The sequence below is a fragment of the Trichocoleus sp. FACHB-591 genome, from assembly GCF_014695845.1.
Taxonomy (GTDB): domain Bacteria; phylum Cyanobacteriota; class Cyanobacteriia; order FACHB-46; family FACHB-46; genus Trichocoleus.
Map to the genome: position 1 here is coordinate 104686 of NZ_JACJPA010000017.1, position 15531 is coordinate 120216.

The 15531-nt window shown below is 49.2% G+C and carries 14 protein-coding genes; 12 read left to right on the forward strand and 2 right to left on the reverse strand.

Annotated features, from left to right (window positions below):
* The first annotated feature begins 52 nt into the window (after nucleotides 1-52).
* From H6F90_RS01635 to H6F90_RS01660, 6 genes are read left to right on the forward strand one after another with little or no spacing between them, the layout of a single operon-like run.
* Nucleotides 53-352: a 2Fe-2S iron-sulfur cluster-binding protein gene (locus tag H6F90_RS01635; protein ID WP_190549643.1), complete on the forward strand. Its 300-nt coding sequence runs from the start codon at nucleotides 53-55 to the stop codon at nucleotides 350-352.
* Nucleotides 349-1371, forward strand: coding sequence for an aromatic ring-hydroxylating dioxygenase subunit alpha (locus H6F90_RS01640; RefSeq protein WP_190549645.1), 1023 nt, complete (start codon nucleotides 349-351; stop codon nucleotides 1369-1371). Before H6F90_RS01635 ends, H6F90_RS01640 begins: the two co-directional genes overlap by 4 nt.
* Nucleotides 1372-1373: 2 nt before the next feature.
* A complete protein-coding gene (locus H6F90_RS01645) occupies nucleotides 1374-2096 on the forward strand; it encodes a sterol desaturase family protein (RefSeq protein ID WP_190549647.1) in 723 nt (240 codons plus the stop codon).
* Nucleotides 2097-2113: 17 nt separating this feature from the next.
* Entirely contained in the window at nucleotides 2114-2881 is a 768-nt protein-coding gene (locus H6F90_RS01650; protein WP_242024273.1) for an acyl transferase, read from the forward strand.
* 12 nt (nucleotides 2882-2893) lie between these two features.
* On the forward strand, nucleotides 2894-4231 hold the full coding sequence (locus H6F90_RS01655; RefSeq protein WP_190549649.1) for a glycosyltransferase: 1338 nt from the start codon (nucleotides 2894-2896) through the stop codon (nucleotides 4229-4231).
* Complete coding sequence (locus tag H6F90_RS01660; protein ID WP_190549651.1) at nucleotides 4195-5742, forward strand: GH3 auxin-responsive promoter family protein; 1548 nt, start codon at nucleotides 4195-4197, stop codon at nucleotides 5740-5742. The genes H6F90_RS01655 and H6F90_RS01660 overlap by 37 nt, the downstream gene beginning before the upstream one ends.
* Before the next feature lie 43 nt (nucleotides 5743-5785).
* On the opposite strand, the gene H6F90_RS01665 is transcribed toward H6F90_RS01660, so the two are convergent.
* Nucleotides 5786-6070 carry a DUF427 domain-containing protein gene (locus tag H6F90_RS01665; protein ID WP_190549653.1) on the reverse strand — a complete coding sequence of 95 codons (285 nt, stop codon included), beginning with the start codon at nucleotides 6068-6070 and terminating at the stop codon, nucleotides 5786-5788.
* 318 nt (nucleotides 6071-6388) lie between these two features.
* Here H6F90_RS01665 and H6F90_RS01670 point away from each other — a divergent pair, with 318 nt between their 5' ends.
* The 3 genes from H6F90_RS01670 to H6F90_RS01680 all read left to right on the forward strand — a co-directional run bounded on the left by H6F90_RS01670 (nucleotide 6389) and on the right by H6F90_RS01680 (nucleotide 10525).
* The gene (locus H6F90_RS01670; RefSeq protein WP_190549655.1) at nucleotides 6389-8362 is read left to right on the forward strand and encodes a long-chain fatty acid--CoA ligase; all 1974 of its coding nucleotides are present in this window, start codon (nucleotides 6389-6391) and stop codon (nucleotides 8360-8362) included.
* A 134-nt stretch (nucleotides 8363-8496) separates the two neighbouring features.
* Nucleotides 8497-8946, forward strand: a complete 450-nt coding sequence (locus H6F90_RS01675) for a YlqD family protein (protein WP_190435841.1) — start codon at nucleotides 8497-8499, stop codon at nucleotides 8944-8946.
* Between the two features lie 235 nt (nucleotides 8947-9181).
* Complete coding sequence (locus H6F90_RS01680; RefSeq protein ID WP_190549657.1) at nucleotides 9182-10525, forward strand: dihydrolipoamide acetyltransferase family protein; 1344 nt, start codon at nucleotides 9182-9184, stop codon at nucleotides 10523-10525.
* A 95-nt stretch (nucleotides 10526-10620) separates the two neighbouring features.
* Here H6F90_RS01680 and H6F90_RS01685 read toward each other — a convergent pair whose 3' ends face one another.
* The gene (locus H6F90_RS01685; RefSeq protein ID WP_370587919.1) at nucleotides 10621-11259 is read right to left on the reverse strand and encodes an HAD-IA family hydrolase; all 639 of its coding nucleotides are present in this window, start codon (nucleotides 11257-11259) and stop codon (nucleotides 10621-10623) included.
* Between the two features lie 267 nt (nucleotides 11260-11526).
* Here H6F90_RS01685 and H6F90_RS01690 point away from each other — a divergent pair, with 267 nt between their 5' ends.
* The 3 genes from H6F90_RS01690 to H6F90_RS01700 all read left to right on the forward strand — a co-directional run bounded on the left by H6F90_RS01690 (nucleotide 11527) and on the right by H6F90_RS01700 (nucleotide 15511).
* A complete protein-coding gene (locus H6F90_RS01690; protein WP_190549661.1) occupies nucleotides 11527-12525 on the forward strand; it encodes a zinc-binding dehydrogenase in 999 nt (332 codons plus the stop codon).
* Nucleotides 12526-12559: 34 nt separating this feature from the next.
* Complete coding sequence (locus H6F90_RS01695; protein WP_206756144.1) at nucleotides 12560-14788, forward strand: pentapeptide repeat-containing protein; 2229 nt, start codon at nucleotides 12560-12562, stop codon at nucleotides 14786-14788.
* 369 nt (nucleotides 14789-15157) lie between these two features.
* Complete coding sequence (locus H6F90_RS01700; RefSeq protein ID WP_190435853.1) at nucleotides 15158-15511, forward strand: PAS domain S-box protein; 354 nt, start codon at nucleotides 15158-15160, stop codon at nucleotides 15509-15511.
* The last annotated feature ends 20 nt before the right edge of the window (nucleotides 15512-15531 follow it).

Sequence of the window (15531 nt, forward strand, 5' to 3'; positions counted from 1 at the left end):
AGGTGCAGCCCAAAACATTTCATTAATAATTATTCGACTCCTGGTTTTTATCATGAACGCGTCCTGTTGTGTGGTTCATTTTTCAAATACAGAATATGCACCTCTCCCTCTAGAACCTCACCAGCCTCTAGCAGAACAGCTCACAGTCCAAAATTCTCCGGTGCTATTTGGCTGCCGCACAGGTCTTTGTGGAACCTGTTTGGTTACAGTGGCCGGGGAGTTGCCTCCCCCTAGTGCCGCCGAGCAGGAGATTTTGGATATGCTGGCACCTGAAAATCCTCAAGCAAGATTGGCTTGTCAAATGGATGTGACAGGAGAAATTACGATCGCGCCTCTGACGGAGGTTGTATGAAATTTGAGGACTTCTGGTATGTGGTAGCTCAAAGTGAGCAGCTAAAACCTAACAAGGTTCTATCTCGGACTGTGTTGGGGGAATGGCTAGCAGTTTTCCGGGATGAGAATGGTGAACCTGTGGCTTTGCGCGATCGCTGTATGCACCGTAGTAGTCGCCTATCTCGTGGTCAGGTATGCCAAGGACAGGTGCATTGTCCGTATCACGGCTGGGTATATGACAACAATGGAACTGTCGTAGCAGTGCCAGCAGAAGGAGATGACTTCAAGCAGCTTCAAGCTCGACGGGTGAAGCATTACGAGACTTGTGAGCAAGATGGTTATGTCTATGTACGCCTGACCGACCAGCCGAGTGAGGAATTTGAGCCCTTTCTGATGCCTCATTACCAAGAAGCAGGCTGGGCAACGGTGCGAGTGATCAACCGCTTCCGCAATAATGTGACGAACTGCGCTGAGAACTTTATTGATATTCCGCATACAGCTTCTGTGCATCCCGGTGTTTTTCGCACGCCTTGTAGACAGAAGTTAGAGATGACCGTAGAGCGACAAAAAGGAGCAGTACGAGCAGAATACCGGAACGAGACCACAAACTTGGGCTGGTATGCCAAGTTTCTCAATCCCAAGGGCGGCAAGATTCGCCATACGGATTATTTCTTCATGCCCAATGTCACCAGCGTCGAGTATGACATGGGACCGTATCGCCAACTGTGGATTACCAGTCAATCCGTCCCAGAAACAGAAGATTCCACCTTGGTCTATACCGATGTTACTTACAACTATGGCATTTGGAATCAATTGGCGCGTCCCTTCATCCATTGGACAGCTCAACACATCATCGGTCAGGATGTGGCAGCGTTGGACTTGCAGCAAGAAGTGATTGAGAAATACGGTCAGAAATTTGCTAATACTCCGGCGGATACGATTCATACATTCGTGGAGTCTATTCGCGATCGCATTGCTGCTGGCGAAGATCCCCGCCTGCTACCTGATCAATCGGTTCGAGTCACGTTCTGGGTATAGTAATGGCGATCTTTGCTGCGTTTGTGACTTTGCTTTTGTTGACTGTGGCTCGCGATCGCCGATCTAATCCCCTCTTGCAGAAGAACCAAGAAGATTGGCTGTTGGACACGGCAGGGCTTTTAATTCAAGGCGTAGTAATTCCTGCTCTACAACTACTATTGGTTTACCAACTGTATGAGTGGCTGTTGCCTACTTGGAAAGGAATTTTGATGCTCTCTTCAGGACTAGGATTCCTGCTTAGCTTTGTATTCGTCGATTATCTCTATTATTGGAATCATCGCCTGCTACATCACCATCGTCTATGGCCTTGGCATCAAGTTCATCACACTGTTACCCAAATGGATGTGTTGGGCACTTCTCGCAATACGCTATGGAGTAGCTTTTTGATTCTGTATTTGTGGGTTCATCCATTATTTCTCTTGCTATTACAGAATCCCACAGGCTATGTTTTGGGAGTCACTTTGACCGCAATTCTAGACTTGTGGCGGCATAGTGCGATCGCTCCTGCTCCTCAGAGTTTGATTTATTGTTGGCTTTCACCTTGGCTTGTTTTGCCCCAAGACCATGCTTGGCATCATGCCCAAGCTCAGGGCTGTAATTATGGAGCGAATCTGAAGCTGTGGGATCAATTGCATGGGACTTATTACGAATGCGATCGCGCTCCAGAAGCATTGGGGATTGAGACAAATTTGACGTTATCTCAGAAGCTATTTTGGCCTTTTTAGGGACAGGGAGCTGATCGATGGAGACTCATCAAACGGAGATAGACCTAACCCCCCAACCCCCTTCCCTGCCAGGGAAGGGGGAGCAAATAGTGAACCAGATGAAGGTAGAGCGGCAGGGAATGACTTGGCTGAGTGCTCTCTTGGCTTTTTTCCCGACGTTGGTCATGCTCTTAGTAGGAGGCTCCTTTCTGGCAATCTGTATCTCTCCTAGCATTTGGGCTATTTCATTGTTATTGTTTTCGCTTTATGGCTTGCCGCTGTTAATCTATCGGATTCATAGTTGGTTTTATCCTGTGCTAGAAGGTATCAGCTATCTACAAGGAAAAGATTATTCTCCTTGGTGGGGGAGTCATCAACTTCAGGCGATCTATGTTGCCTTTCCTGCCTTGGAAACTATATTGCGTGTGATTCCAGGTGCCTTCTCCCTCTGGTTGCGGCTATGGGGCTCAAAAGTAGGTGCCGGCGTTTATTGGACTCCACATCTGGAGATTGCCGATCGCGGATTGTTAGAGATAGGCGATCGCGTCATTTTCGGTCATCAGGTGGGTCTCTATCCGCACATTATTAAGCCCCGAAAGCAAGATTTGATGCTGTATGTCAAAAAGATCAAAATCAGAGACGGTGTGTTTTTAGGGGCTTGGAATCACCTTGGGCCTGGGGTTGTTGTACAAGCAGAAACATACATCCCCGTTTTTACGCATGTGTATCCTAATCAAACGATTGATCAGAGCAAAGTTCAAACTCTTTTAGCCAAACAGCAACATCAACCCTCAAAACTTGAGTAATCCTAAAATTTTATGACTCATTACGGTCTGTTATGCCCTCCCACAACTGGGCACCTCAACCCCATGCTGGCTTTAGGCCGCGAGCTGCAACAACAAGGCCATCAAGTTACTCTCTTCAATATCCTCGATACAGCAGCAAAGGCAAAAGCGGCAGAAATTAACTTTTGGCCCCTTGGTAGGAAAGAGTTTCCTTTAGGAACTTTGGGAAATTTCTATGATCATTTGGGCACATTACGAGGTTTAGCGGCTTTTCAGACCACCCTGAATTTCAGACAACAAGTTTGGGCTACTGTGTTTCTGCAAGAAGCTCCTGTGGCAATTCAAGCCGCAGGGGTAGAAGCTCTGCTCGTGGATCATGTGGTTGTTGCTGGAGGAGCGATCGCCGAACGATTATCTCTCCCGTTTGTCTCTCTCTGCAGTGCGCTCTTAATGCAGCCTGATGCCAGTGTGCCTCCTTTCTTTGCGGGTTGGCCTTATGACCCAGCGCCTTGGGCATGGTTACGAAATCGGTTTGGCCATGCTCTGTTGGTGCAGTATTGGCGCATGGTGCATCAACCTGTGAATGAGTACCGCCAAATGTGGCGACTGCCGCTATATCGTAATCCCAGTGATGCACTCTCCCCCCTCGCTCAAATCAGCCACCAACCTGCCGAGTTTGAATATCCTCGTCAATATCTTGCTTCCTACTTCCACTTCACTGGGCCGTTCCACAGCACTGTGAGTCGAGAAACTGTCTCCTTCCCATTTGAGAAACTAACGGGTCAACCTTTGATCTATTCCTCCATGGGAACGCTACGAAACCGTTCGCATTGGGTGTTTGAGCAAATTGCTGCCGCTTGTGTTGGCTTAGATGCTCAGTTGGTAATTGCTTTAGGGAAAGGTCTTGTTCCGGAAGCTCTTGGGGCTCTCCCTGGCGATCCGATTGTGGTCGGTTATGCTCCCCAGTTAGAACTTCTGCAACGCGCCACTCTAGCCATCACCCATGCAGGCTTGAATACTGCCCTAGAATCTTTGCAAGCAGGAGTGCCGATGGTGGCGCTCCCAGTCACAGATGATCAGCCAGGAGTTGCAGCTCGGATCAAATGGACAGGCGCTGGAGAAGTAGTTCCAAAATCTCGCTTGACCACAGCCCGTTTAAGAACTGCGGTTCAACAAGTCTTAACTTGCGAAACTTATAAACAAAACGCAGTCAGATTACAACAAGCGATCGCCCAAGCTGGCGGAGTAACACGGGCTGCGGACATTGTGGAACGAGCGATCGCAACTGGCAAGCCTGTCTTGACTCAAGATTTCTCCAAACCTAAACCTGAACCATGCGCCCCATTATTCAACTCTTTGCCAAGCTGTTAAGCCCGGAGGCCCACAGATTTCATCAAGCTCTGCAAGACCCACAAGCCGCTCAACAAAAAGTTCAAAAGAAGATTTTTGAGTGCTTCGTTGCCAGTGAATATGGCAGATCTTTAGGGGTGCGATCGCTGACCGACTGGCAGAAAATCCCGATTGTGAACTACGCCGATTTGGAGCCGTGGATTGAACGCCAAAAACAGAGTCAGCAAGCTCTTCTGACCCCGCAACCCATTCTCTTTTACGAGAAAACTTCTGGGAGCCGTGGGGCTGCAAAATGGGTTCCCTACACGCGATCGCTGCGCCGCTCCTTTAGCCAAATGTTTTGCATCTGGGCACATGATCTGATCACAAATGGGCCTCAGTTCTCCACAGGCAAAGTCTATTTCTGTATCTCGCCGCAACTCACTCAACCCACACAAACCAAAGCAGGGGTACAGGTTGGGCTAGAAAATGATGCCGAATATCTAGATGGGTGGTTGCAGTGGGCGTTACGACCTTTTTTATTGGCTCCTACGGGTTTAAGTCGTCTCCGCGATCCAGAAGCGTTTAAGGAGCAGCTCTGTCTAGGGTTATTGCAATCAGAAAAACTAGAGATTATCTCAATTTGGAGTCCTAGCTTTCTCAGTGTCCATCTTGATTACATCCAGCAACACCGCCAAAAGCTTTGTGAGCAACTGCGCGATCGCGTCTCTCCCCAACGCCTCGCCTTGCTCTCAGATCCCACAACGACTTGGACAGAAATTTGGCCCCACCTAAAGCTGATTTCCTGTTGGGATAGCGTCAATGCTGCCGACCAAGCTCAAGCGCTGCGATCGCACTTTTCCGGCGTGATGGTTCAAGGCAAAGGACTTTTGGCGACTGAAGCCCCGATGACAGTGCCACTGATTGCCGCTCAGGGATCTGTGCCGCTGCTGAATGAAGTCTTCTTTGAATTTGAGGATTCCACTGGCAAGATTCATCTTTTGCACGAGCTAGAGCCAGCCACAGAATACTCAATCATCTTGTCTCAAAAAGGCGGGTTGTATCGGTATCGCATGGGCGATCGCGTCTGGATGACTCACACCTACCTGAACACGCCTTGCCTGGAGTTCTTGGGCCGTGATCAGATGACCAGCGATTTAGTTGGCGAAAAACTACATGCTGCGTTTGTGGCTCAAGTCTTCGATCACCTAAATTTGGGGGGCACAACGTTTAGAACTTTAGTTTCCGTCACTCAACCTCAGCCCCATTATGTTTTGTTGCTCAATCAGGCTGATCGGGAAGGAGATGCGATCGCCCAACGACTGGATGCTGCCCTCAGCGAGTCTCCCCACTATGAACATGCTCGGCTTTTAGGACAACTAGCACCTGCTCAAGTTTGGGTATCGCCAGATGTGCCTGACCTGGTGCTGCAACAGAAATTGCAAGCGGGCCAAAAGTGGGGCGACATTAAGCATGAAGTGTTGGCAACAAAACCAATCAAAACCCTGCCGACGGTTGGGCTTAGGTCTAGTAGTTCCGGTAGGGTGGGTTAGGCTAGCCGTAACCCACCAAGCAAGCAAAATCGAGAGGCGAAAGTTACGCCTCGACTTTGACACCGCGCCAAAAGGCGATATAGCCTTCAATGTTTTTGGCAGCCTGCTTCGCCTCTGGATAGTACCAAGCCGCGTCTTTGTTCACTTGGCCCTCTACTTCAACGTTGTAGTAGCTGGCTACACCTTTCCAAGGACAAGTGGTATGAGTTGAACTTTCTTTAAAGAATTCGCGATTGATGGCATCTGGGGGGAAGTAGTAGTTGTTCTCTACCACTTCGCAATTGTTACTTTCGGCGAGGACTGCACCGTTCCAAACTGCTTTTGCCATGATTCACTTCCCTCGTTTCTATTCAAGTTCGCTTGTTTGGTCAATTTTGGTTAAGAACGGACAGATTGAATCCTGTCCTAAACCAGTCTTTCTCTAGACTCTAGTCAGGATAGCGTGGAACTATAGCGGGTTGTGCGAGGAAAGTTTATCTGTATCTTTTTGTCCTATATTTGGTACCCATGATGCCTAGTGCTGTATCAAGCAAGTTTTGACCGGTGATGTAGTACCCATCATTCAATCAAACCCTTCAATTAAAAATTGACAGATTACCAGCTATTTATGCTTAATTTCCGATCGTTTTTGAGGTAAAGAGCTACTATGAACTCTCCTAATGCACCTAGCCTCCATCTAACTGAGCCAGAGCGCGCTAACCTCGAGCGCTTAGTGGACTATCAAGCTGTTGAGTCTTTGCCAGCAATTTGGCCAATGGTGGCTCAGAAATTTGGCTCAATTGTGGCCTTAAAAGATCCTCATGCCAAACCGGAAGTATCGCTGACTTACGCCCAGGTGTATCAGCAAATGCAGCACTTTGCCGCAGGGTTGCAGGCATTAGGGGTGGAAGTGGGCGATCGCGTGGGCCTAATCTCCGACAACAGCCCCCGTTGGTTTGTGGCGGATCAAGGCATCATGACGGCTGGAGCAGCCAATGCCGTGCGGAGTTCTCAAGCAGATCGTGAAGAACTTTTGTTTATTCTGGCTGATAGCGGCAGCACCGCGTTGGTCGTTGAGAATCAAGCCACTCTCAAGAAACTACGCTCTGGACTGGATGGGTTGGCAGTTCGAACCGTGGTGCTACTTTCCGACGAGGAACCACCCGTTGATGAAACGCTCAAAGTCTTGAACTTTTCTCAATTACTGGAGCTGGGTGCCAATCACTCGTTGCAACCTGTGCAGCAAAATCGCGAAACCTTGGCCACCTTGATCTATACATCCGGTACGACAGGCAGGCCAAAGGGAGCCATGCTCACTCACGGCAATTTGTTGCATCAAGCCACCATGCTAGGGGCCGTTGTGCCTCCGCAGCCCGGTAATATTGTGCTGAGCATTTTACCTAGCTGGCATGCTTACGAGCGAGCTTTTGAGTACTTTGTTTTAGCTCAAGGTTGCACTCAAGTCTACACCAGCATCCGTCACGTTAAGCAAGATCTGAAAACATACAAGCCCCAATACATGGTAGGAGTCCCCCGTCTGTGGGAGTCGATTTATGAAGGGGTACAGAAACAGTTTCGCGAGCAGCCAGCGAGTAAGCAAAGGCTGATCAACTCGTTCCTGGCGGCTAGCCAAAAATATATTGCCGCTCAGCGCATTATCCAGGGTCTGAGCCTAGAGCATCCCCATCCTTCGGCGGTTGAACGGTTAGCCGCTGCTGCAAAAGCTGCCGCTCTGGCTCCGGTTCATGTCTTGGGCGATCGCCTGGTTTATCGACAAGTTCGAGAGGCCACTGGCGGCAAAATCGAGTTTTTGGTGAGTGGAGGTGGGTCTTTTGCCAAGCACCTCGACAACTTCTTTGAAATTATTGGAGTCACTGTTTTGCAGGGCTATGGCCTTACAGAAACTTCACCTGTAACCAATGTGCGGCGGCCTTGGCGCAATCTCAAAGGTGCTTCTGGTCAGCCTGTGCCAGGGACAGAAATTCGCATTGTAGACCCAGAAACTCGTAAACCTCTACCCGCCGGAAAGCGAGGTCTAGTCTTGATTCGGGGTCGGCAAGTGATGCAGGGGTATTACAACAACCCACAGGCGACCGCTAAAGCGATTGACCCGGAAGGGTGGTTTGATAGCGGCGACTTAGGCTGGGTGACGGATGAAAATGATTTGGTGCTGACAGGACGCGCCAAAGACACGATTGTCTTGACTAGTGGCGAAAACATCGAGCCGCAACCGATTGAAGATGCTTGTATTCGCAGCCCTTACATCGACCAAATTATGGTGGTTGGGCAAGACCAGCGATCGCTCGGTGCCCTAGTTGTGCCTAACTTGGATGCTCTACAACTATGGGCCACTCAGCAAAACCTATCTCTCAACTTGCCTGATCAACCCGCTAGCACCAATCCTTCCGGGGCTACGGCGATCGCCTTGGATGACAAACGCATTCAAGATTTATTCCGCCAAGAACTGAATCGGGAAGTGCAGAACCGCCCAGGTTATCGCCCCGATGATCGAGTGGGGCCATTTCGCCTAATTGTGGAACCCTTCTCAGTCGAGAATGGCATGATGACGCAAACCTTGAAGATTCGGCGACCCGTTGTGATGGAGCGCTATCAAGGTATGATCGACGGGATGTTTGCCTGATCGCTGGGCTGACGCACCGTATACAGACGCAGTATCGTTTTTGACAGAATCGTTTCTTGCAAAAACGTTGGCGCAAGTACGCGTTGTTTCCCAAGCGTTGCCCATCCTCAAACTATTTTCCAAGTGAAATGTTTATGGACGTCTCCAATTCACAATTACTCCTGAAACGAGCCATTACAGTTAAAGCGATCGTCACCCCCCGGTGGAAGGAGGAAGCTCAGCAGCAACTCCAGGCGCAAATTAATCAACTTGACAGCCAATTGCAACAGTTGGAAATGCAAGGGCAGCGGATGATTGCTGAAATTCAAAAGCAAAGTCTGCAACCCCCTGGCCCTCAAACAGTGCAGCAGATTGACAATATTCAAATTCAGGTCAATCAAAAGAAAAGTGAGCTGCTAGAGCAAAAAAACCAAGTGCTCCAGCAGTTGCAGCAAGTGCAAATGCTAGAACTCAACCAAGAAGTGAGCCAAGGCCAAATCGAAAGCTTCTTCCGGATCGAGCCGGGCGATAACTTGGTTGAAAAGATGCAAGTTGAGGTTTTATTGCGGGATGGCATCGTCGAAGAAATTCGGGGCGATGTCTAAAGCTTGACTCTCTAACGATGGGTGCGATCGCTCAGATCGCTCAGGTTAGGTGCGATTTCTAACTCTCTTGAGGTTTCCCACTGTTACAGGTGGGAATTTTTGTAGGGTCGGTAAGGCGATCGCAGCAATTCTAGTCAACTTTGTTCTGTGTGATAGCCCTGGTGGCATCTGTCAGGATAAAATGCGATCTGGCTTTGCTCCAGTTTTAACGATTTATTGATTCAGAACCCAGCCCATGATCAACGAAGTTTTCATGCCTGCCCTCAGTTCTACAATGACTGAAGGAAAAATTGTTTCCTGGACCAAGTCGTCAGGTGACAAAGTTGAGAGAGGCGAAACCGTCCTAGTTGTCGAATCCGACAAGGCAGACATGGATGTGGAGTCCTTCTATGAAGGCTATCTCGCTGTGATCATGGTGCCTGCGGGTGAGAGCGCTCCGGTGGGACAAACGATCGCCTTCATTGCCGAGACGGAAGCTGAAATTGAGACAGCGAAACAGAAAGCCGGGGGTCAGTCAGCGACGACCACGACAAACCCTGCGGCTGTGTCTGCGCCTGCGGATGCCTCAACTCAATCTCGCCAAGCAGCGATCGCGATAGAAGCTACAGTTGCAACCGCCACCAACGGCAATGGCTCCAGCGTCAGCAGTGGCCGCACCATTGTTTCTCCCCGCGCTCGTAAACTAGCAAAAGACTTAAAAGTGGATCTCGCCGGATTAAAGGGCAGTGGCCCTCACGGTCGGATTGTGGCTCAGGATGTGGAAGCGGCTGCGGGTAAATCTCAACCTCCTGGTTCTGGTGGGGGCACAGTTCCACCTTCTCCAGATAGGCTCGTAGATCCAGTTCCTCCAGGTGTAGGTTCTAAGCCTAAGTCTGTTCCAATTTCTCCACCTGCCCCTGTAGTTCCCGGTCAAGTCATACCGCTGACCACGCTGCAAAACGCGGTCGTCCGCAACATGATGGTGAGCCTCAGCGTCCCCACCTACCATGTCGGCTATACCATTACCACCGACAACCTGGACAAGCTTTATAAGCAAGTGAAATCCAAGGGTGTCACTATGTCGGCTCTGCTCGCCAAAGCAGTCGCGGTGACGCTACAAAAGCATCCGCTGTTGAATGCCAGCTATACCGAGCAAGGCATCAGCTATCCTTCTGCGATCAATATCTCTGTAGCAGTCGCAATGGAAGATGGCGGCTTGATTACCCCTGTGCTGAAAAATGCCGATCAAGCGGATCTCTACTCGTTGTCTCGTACCTGGAAAGATTTAGTCGATCGCGCCCGTGCTAAGCAACTCCAGCCCGATGAGTACAACAGCGGCACCTTCACCATTTCTAACCTGGGCATGTTTGGGGTCGATCGCTTTGATGCGATTCTGCCTCCCGGTCAAGGTTCGATCTTGGCGATCGGGGCTTCCAGACCTCAAATGGTAGCAACCGATGATGGCTTGTTCGGCGTGAAGCGGCAAATGCAAGTGAATATCACCTGCGATCACCGCATCATTTACGGCGCTCATGCGGCTGCTTTCTTGAAAGACTTGGCAACCTTGATTGAGACCAATACTCAGTTGTTGACGCTGTAGCGTTCGCTTAATCAGGATACCTAAATAAAATTAAGAGGCGATCGCTGTTCTCGTTGAAGGAGCGATCGCCTTTTTTATAGCGTAGGGGCTCTGAGTTACAAATTGGCGATTTGTATGGATTGAGCGATCGCTAACAATTCGTCTGGTTGACCAATCAAGAAATCAGGATTTTGTCTCGCTAAAGCTTGTCTTGAATTAAATCCCCAACTCACAGCCACGGACTTGATTTTGACTTGTTTGGCTGCTTCAATATCCCGCGTTTCGTCACCCACATAGATGACAGTATTGGGGTTAATTTGTTTTTGTAATAGCAGCCGACTTAAAACCTTATTTTTGCCGAACAAGCTGCTTCCTGAATGCACGAAATCAAACAGCTCATATAAGCCGTGATGCTTCAAGAAAGTTAGAACATTGCTCTCAGCATTGGAGGTGACGATACCCAACCGATTTCCATCTTGCTTCAATGCCCACAAAGCTTCTTGGATGCCGTGAATTGGTTTTAGATGAGGGATTTCTTGTTTTAGCTCGTTTTTAACTCGACGCATTAAAAAAGGCAGTTTTAAGAGCGGAATTTTTGAATATCTAATGATTTCTTGAGAACTTAAGTTCTGAAGTTTTTTGACTTCTTCAGAATTGACGGTTTTGTAACCAAATTCTATGGCTAGGCGATTAGTGATTGCCACGATCGCCTCTAATGTATCGGCCAAAGTTCCATCGAAATCGAAGATAATCACTGACACAGCTACAAATACAAAAATAACTATTAATTTATGAACTAAGATCACAGCCGTAGTCTAACTCAAATTGGGTCTGGGATTCGGTAAGCGATCGCTAATCTCTCATTTCCAAAACGATGGGTCAGAGGAGCAGCCTGAGCAATGCCTTCTCTAGTATTCTGATGAAGGAGCTGAGTAACATTTATCTAAGGCGGTAAATTAGCAATTCTTGCCTATTCCGCCGTTAGCTCCAGTGATGCCTAACTGTTTACTAAGAGAGCAACCGTGAAAGCAATTTTGATGACAGCCCCTGGAAGCCCGGAGGTCTTGCAACTTCAGGAAGTGCCTGATTTAGCAATTCAAAAACCCACCGAGCTATTAGTGCGGCTCAAAGCTGCTGGCATCAACCCAATCGACACGAAATTGCGACAACGAGGCAGGTTTTTCCCAGACCAAATGCCCGCAATTTTGGGATGCGATGGCGCTGGAGTGGTTGAGGCTGTGGGTGCAGAAGTCCAACGGTTTCAGGTGGGCGATGAAGTGTACTTCTGCAACGGCGGCTTGGGTGGGCATCCGGGCAACTATGCGGAATTTGCAACGATTGATGAAAAATTTGCGGCTCGCAAGCCTGCCTCACTCAGTTTTGAAGAAGCAGCGGCGGCTCCTTTGGTACTACTTACGGCTTGGGAAGCATTGTTCGATCGCTGCAATTTGCAACCCGATCAGCGGGTACTGGTGCATGCAGGTGCAGGCGGTGTTGGCCATGTGGCGGTACAACTGGCAGCCATCAAGGGGGCACGAGTTTGCAGCACGGTGGGTACAGAAGAAAAAGCTCGCTTGGTGCGTCAGTTGGGAGCTGAGTTAGCAATTTTGTACCAACAGACTGACTTTGTCCAAGCGGTGATGGATTGGACCGAGGGCGAAGGGGTAGACATTGCCTTTGATACCGTGGGCGGCAGCAACTTCTTCAAATCCCTAGAGGCAGTCAAGGTATATGGGGAAGCCGTGACGATTCTAGATTTTGACACTGCCAACGCCAACTGGAAGACGGCTAGAATGCGTAATTTGCGGGTCAGTCAGGAATTGATGCTGACTCCGATGCTGCAAGGGTTAGTAGCAGCTCAGCAGCATCAGGCTGAAATTCTAGAAGCCTGTGCAACTTTATTTGATGAAGGCAAGCTGAAAATTCATTTGCAACAAACTTTGCCCTTGGCTGAAGCGGCTACGGCTCACCGTTTGCTGGAAGCTGGCTCCATGACGGGCAAATTAGTTTTGGTGATTTAGCCTAGCCGAGAGCTGTAAATTGGGGTCATAATTCTTGCGCTGGCTATTTGGGGATTGCTGGGAGCATCGTTCTGAAAGGGCGATCGCCTCCCGATTCATTCGTAAAATCATTCGCTTATTGCTGCTGTGTGATCTGCTGCTAGGACTGCTCTGTCCGCAGCCAAGTTGGGCCGCTGCCCCACCAGAACGCACCCTCCTAACCTTAGATCTCTTGCAGGAACGGTTGCGATCGCCAGCGCAGAGTGAGGGGATTCGCACAATTGATTTGCGCCGCCTCGACATTGATCTGCGACCAGAAAATGCCACGTTTCGCGATCAGTTTTACCGTTTGTTGCAAACTCAATTACAACGGGCTGGATCGCCTTTAGGGTTGGATCTGAGCTATTCCGTGATTCAAGGAGAGTTTGCGGGCAACCAGTTGGGCTTGAGAGCGCCGATGTATGGGCAGGCGTTGTCTTCCATCTTTACTACGGCTGAGCAAGAGCAACTACGACGCGATCGCCGTCGGTTGTCTCGCTTGAGTGAGCTGTCGCGATCGCTGATCACCACTCCCAACGTCGGCACCCAAGCTCTGGCTCCCCTACAAATTGCCGTGTTTCGTGGTCCACTGAAACTATCTCAAACTCGCTTTGTAGGAGCGGTAAACTTTAGCAATACCTTCTTTCTGAATCGGGTGGAAGCTCAGGGTACTTGGTTTGGTCAAGAAGCTGATTGGTCGGGCACCCGATTCAGCCAACCCAGCAGTTTCGCCGGAACGACTTTTAATCAAGAAGCTCGATTTCGCAGCAGTATATTCTTCGATCGCGCAGGGTTTAATCAGTCGCAGTTTCAGGGACTCGTTAACTTCCAAAGTAGTGAATTTCAGGGCACAGCTAACTTTAGCCAAGCCATGTTTAGACAATTTGCCAATTTTAGTCGGGTGCAGTGGCAAGGGAATGCAGACTTGGCCCAAACCCATTGGCAAGAAGCAGCTCAGTTTAATAAAAGTCGATTCGTGCAGTCTTGCTTTCTGACGGAAGCGGAGTTTGAGCAACCTGTGAGCTTCCGGGAAGTGCAATTTAGTCGTCCTGTAAATCTGCGAGGAGCAAGCATTCTGGAGCAAGCCGACTTTAGCGATGCGGGCTTTAGTAAAGCGGCTTACCTGAATGTGCCAGGGTTAAAGTTTGACGCTGACCATGCCAAGTTTCTGGGTAATCCAGGACAGATTGGGCGATCGCTCTCGGTTCCAGTGTTGCAAGGCAATGAAAGCTTGCTGCGGAATTTGGTGCGGAACTTTCGCCAGCTAGAGCAAATTAGTGACGCCAATCAGATTGAATACAAAACCGAATCTTTACGACTGCAAGAACTACGGCAACGACTTTTAGGGACGAATATCAACACTGCCTCTGTGCCCCGTCTGGTCAAGATTGGTTTTTCTGCGGCTCAAGCCGAAGCGATCGCCCAGCGTCGAGTTGAGCAACCGTTTCGCTCCTTGACCGAACTGCTCACCCTCGACAGCATTGACCTGGCTGACTATATCAAGATTCGCGATCGCGCCATTGCTGCCGATTCCCGCAACTGTGTTGGGTGGGTGTTAGATGGATTGCACTGGCTCTGCCTTAGCCTGCTGTTGCTGCTGAGTCGATATGGCACCAATTTTTGGTTGGTGTTTGGGGTGGAAATTGTCGCGATCGCTTACTTTGGCGTGCTGTTTTGGCTGATCGATCGCCTGCGACGGTTGCGACCTAAGCCCATTGTGCCGACTCTCTACGAAACGATCGCGGTGCTCAGTAGCTTCAGTGTGTTGTCCTTAGGCGGGCTGGTGACGATTTTTCAAACCTCCGATCGCCCTTGGCTCACCTTAGCTTGCCTCGCCGTCGTGATTGTGCCAGTTCCTCTTTTGCTCTTGGGACGGTTGTACCAGCAGGGACGCTACCACAACTTAATGGATGTCAGCTATTTTGTCGAAGAAGGTAGCTTGCGGCAATTGCGCCTCCTAATTGGGCGGATGCCAATCATGCCCCGCTTCCCGTTGTTCCAGGAGCGCTACGTGCCGCTACTCTGGGATCGCCGCTGGAACTGGCTGAACTATTATGACTTCAGCTTCAATAACCTGCTGCGCTTTGGATTTAATGACATTCGTCTGCGCGATCGCGATATGCCTGGTTTAATTACGACCCTCGTTTGGTATCAGTGGAGCCTAGGCATCCTCTTCATTGCCTTGCTGCTTTGGACCCTATCGCGTACCATTCCGGGGCTAAACCTGCTGATTTACTTCAAGTAGCAAGAATCTGTAGCGCCTACCATACTTGTACTTAGCATCAAATATTACCTTAGTGTGATTGTCTCCTAGACAAATCACGAATAAGCTTTATAAAAATGCGGCACTAAGCATAAGCGACAAACGTCAACTTACAAAGTTAGTAGTTCGATATGCTCTAGCTTTAACTAATTTTTTTTCATTAATCTCCGTTAAACATAAGTAACTTTAGCAACATCGCTAAGGTTCGTGCTAAATCAGGCGTGCATCTTCAGAGTGGAAAGATTTCATCCAAAACTTTCTACCACCATGACTCCAACTCACTTAGAAGCAATTTCCGTAGCAATTATTGCCTCACCTCTTAGCTGTTTTTATAACAACTCCGAGCCATAGATGAAGACAATCGAAGAAATCAAGCTTCAAGCGGAATTGCCTGTTTTAGTAACTGATGAGCAGGGACTAATCATTTACGCAAACGAGCCTTTTAGAGCGGTTTTCGGGTGGGACGACGACGAAGTGTTGGGGCAGACACTGGAAGTAATAATTCCAAGAAGCTTCCACGATTCCCACCACCTGGGCTTTTCGCGCTTTGCCATGACTGAGCAGTCGAAAGTTCTCAACCACCCGTTGAAACTAAAAGCAGTCAAAAAAGATGGCACAGAGATTGAGGCTGAGCATTTTATTACGGCTGAAAAGTTAGCAGGAAATTGGTTTTTTGCAGCCATACTTCGTCCCCTGGATGCCTAATCACCTCATTGCTCAGTTCC

Bases quoted from the DNA above. Each gene is read 5' to 3' on its own strand.
- H6F90_RS01700 (WP_190435853.1), top strand. From the start codon at position 15,158: ATGAAGACAATCGAAGAAATCAAGCTTCAAGCGGAATTGCCTGTTTTA.
- H6F90_RS01645 (WP_190549647.1), top strand. From the start codon at position 1,374: ATGGCGATCTTTGCTGCGTTTGTGACTTTGCTTTTGTTGACTGTGGCT.
- H6F90_RS01655 (WP_190549649.1), top strand. From the start codon at position 2,894: ATGACTCATTACGGTCTGTTATGCCCTCCCACAACTGGGCACCTCAAC.
- H6F90_RS01680 (WP_190549657.1), top strand. From the start codon at position 9,182: ATGATCAACGAAGTTTTCATGCCTGCCCTCAGTTCTACAATGACTGAA.
- H6F90_RS01650 (WP_242024273.1), top strand. From the start codon at position 2,114: ATGGAGACTCATCAAACGGAGATAGACCTAACCCCCCAACCCCCTTCC.
- H6F90_RS01660 (WP_190549651.1), top strand. From the start codon at position 4,195: ATGCGCCCCATTATTCAACTCTTTGCCAAGCTGTTAAGCCCGGAGGCC.
- H6F90_RS01635 (WP_190549643.1), top strand. From the start codon at position 53: ATGAACGCGTCCTGTTGTGTGGTTCATTTTTCAAATACAGAATATGCA.
- H6F90_RS01675 (WP_190435841.1), top strand. From the start codon at position 8,497: ATGGACGTCTCCAATTCACAATTACTCCTGAAACGAGCCATTACAGTT.
- H6F90_RS01670 (WP_190549655.1), top strand. From the start codon at position 6,389: ATGAACTCTCCTAATGCACCTAGCCTCCATCTAACTGAGCCAGAGCGC.
- H6F90_RS01665 (WP_190549653.1), bottom strand. From the start codon at position 6,070: ATGGCAAAAGCAGTTTGGAACGGTGCAGTCCTCGCCGAAAGTAACAAT.
- H6F90_RS01640 (WP_190549645.1), top strand. From the start codon at position 349: ATGAAATTTGAGGACTTCTGGTATGTGGTAGCTCAAAGTGAGCAGCTA.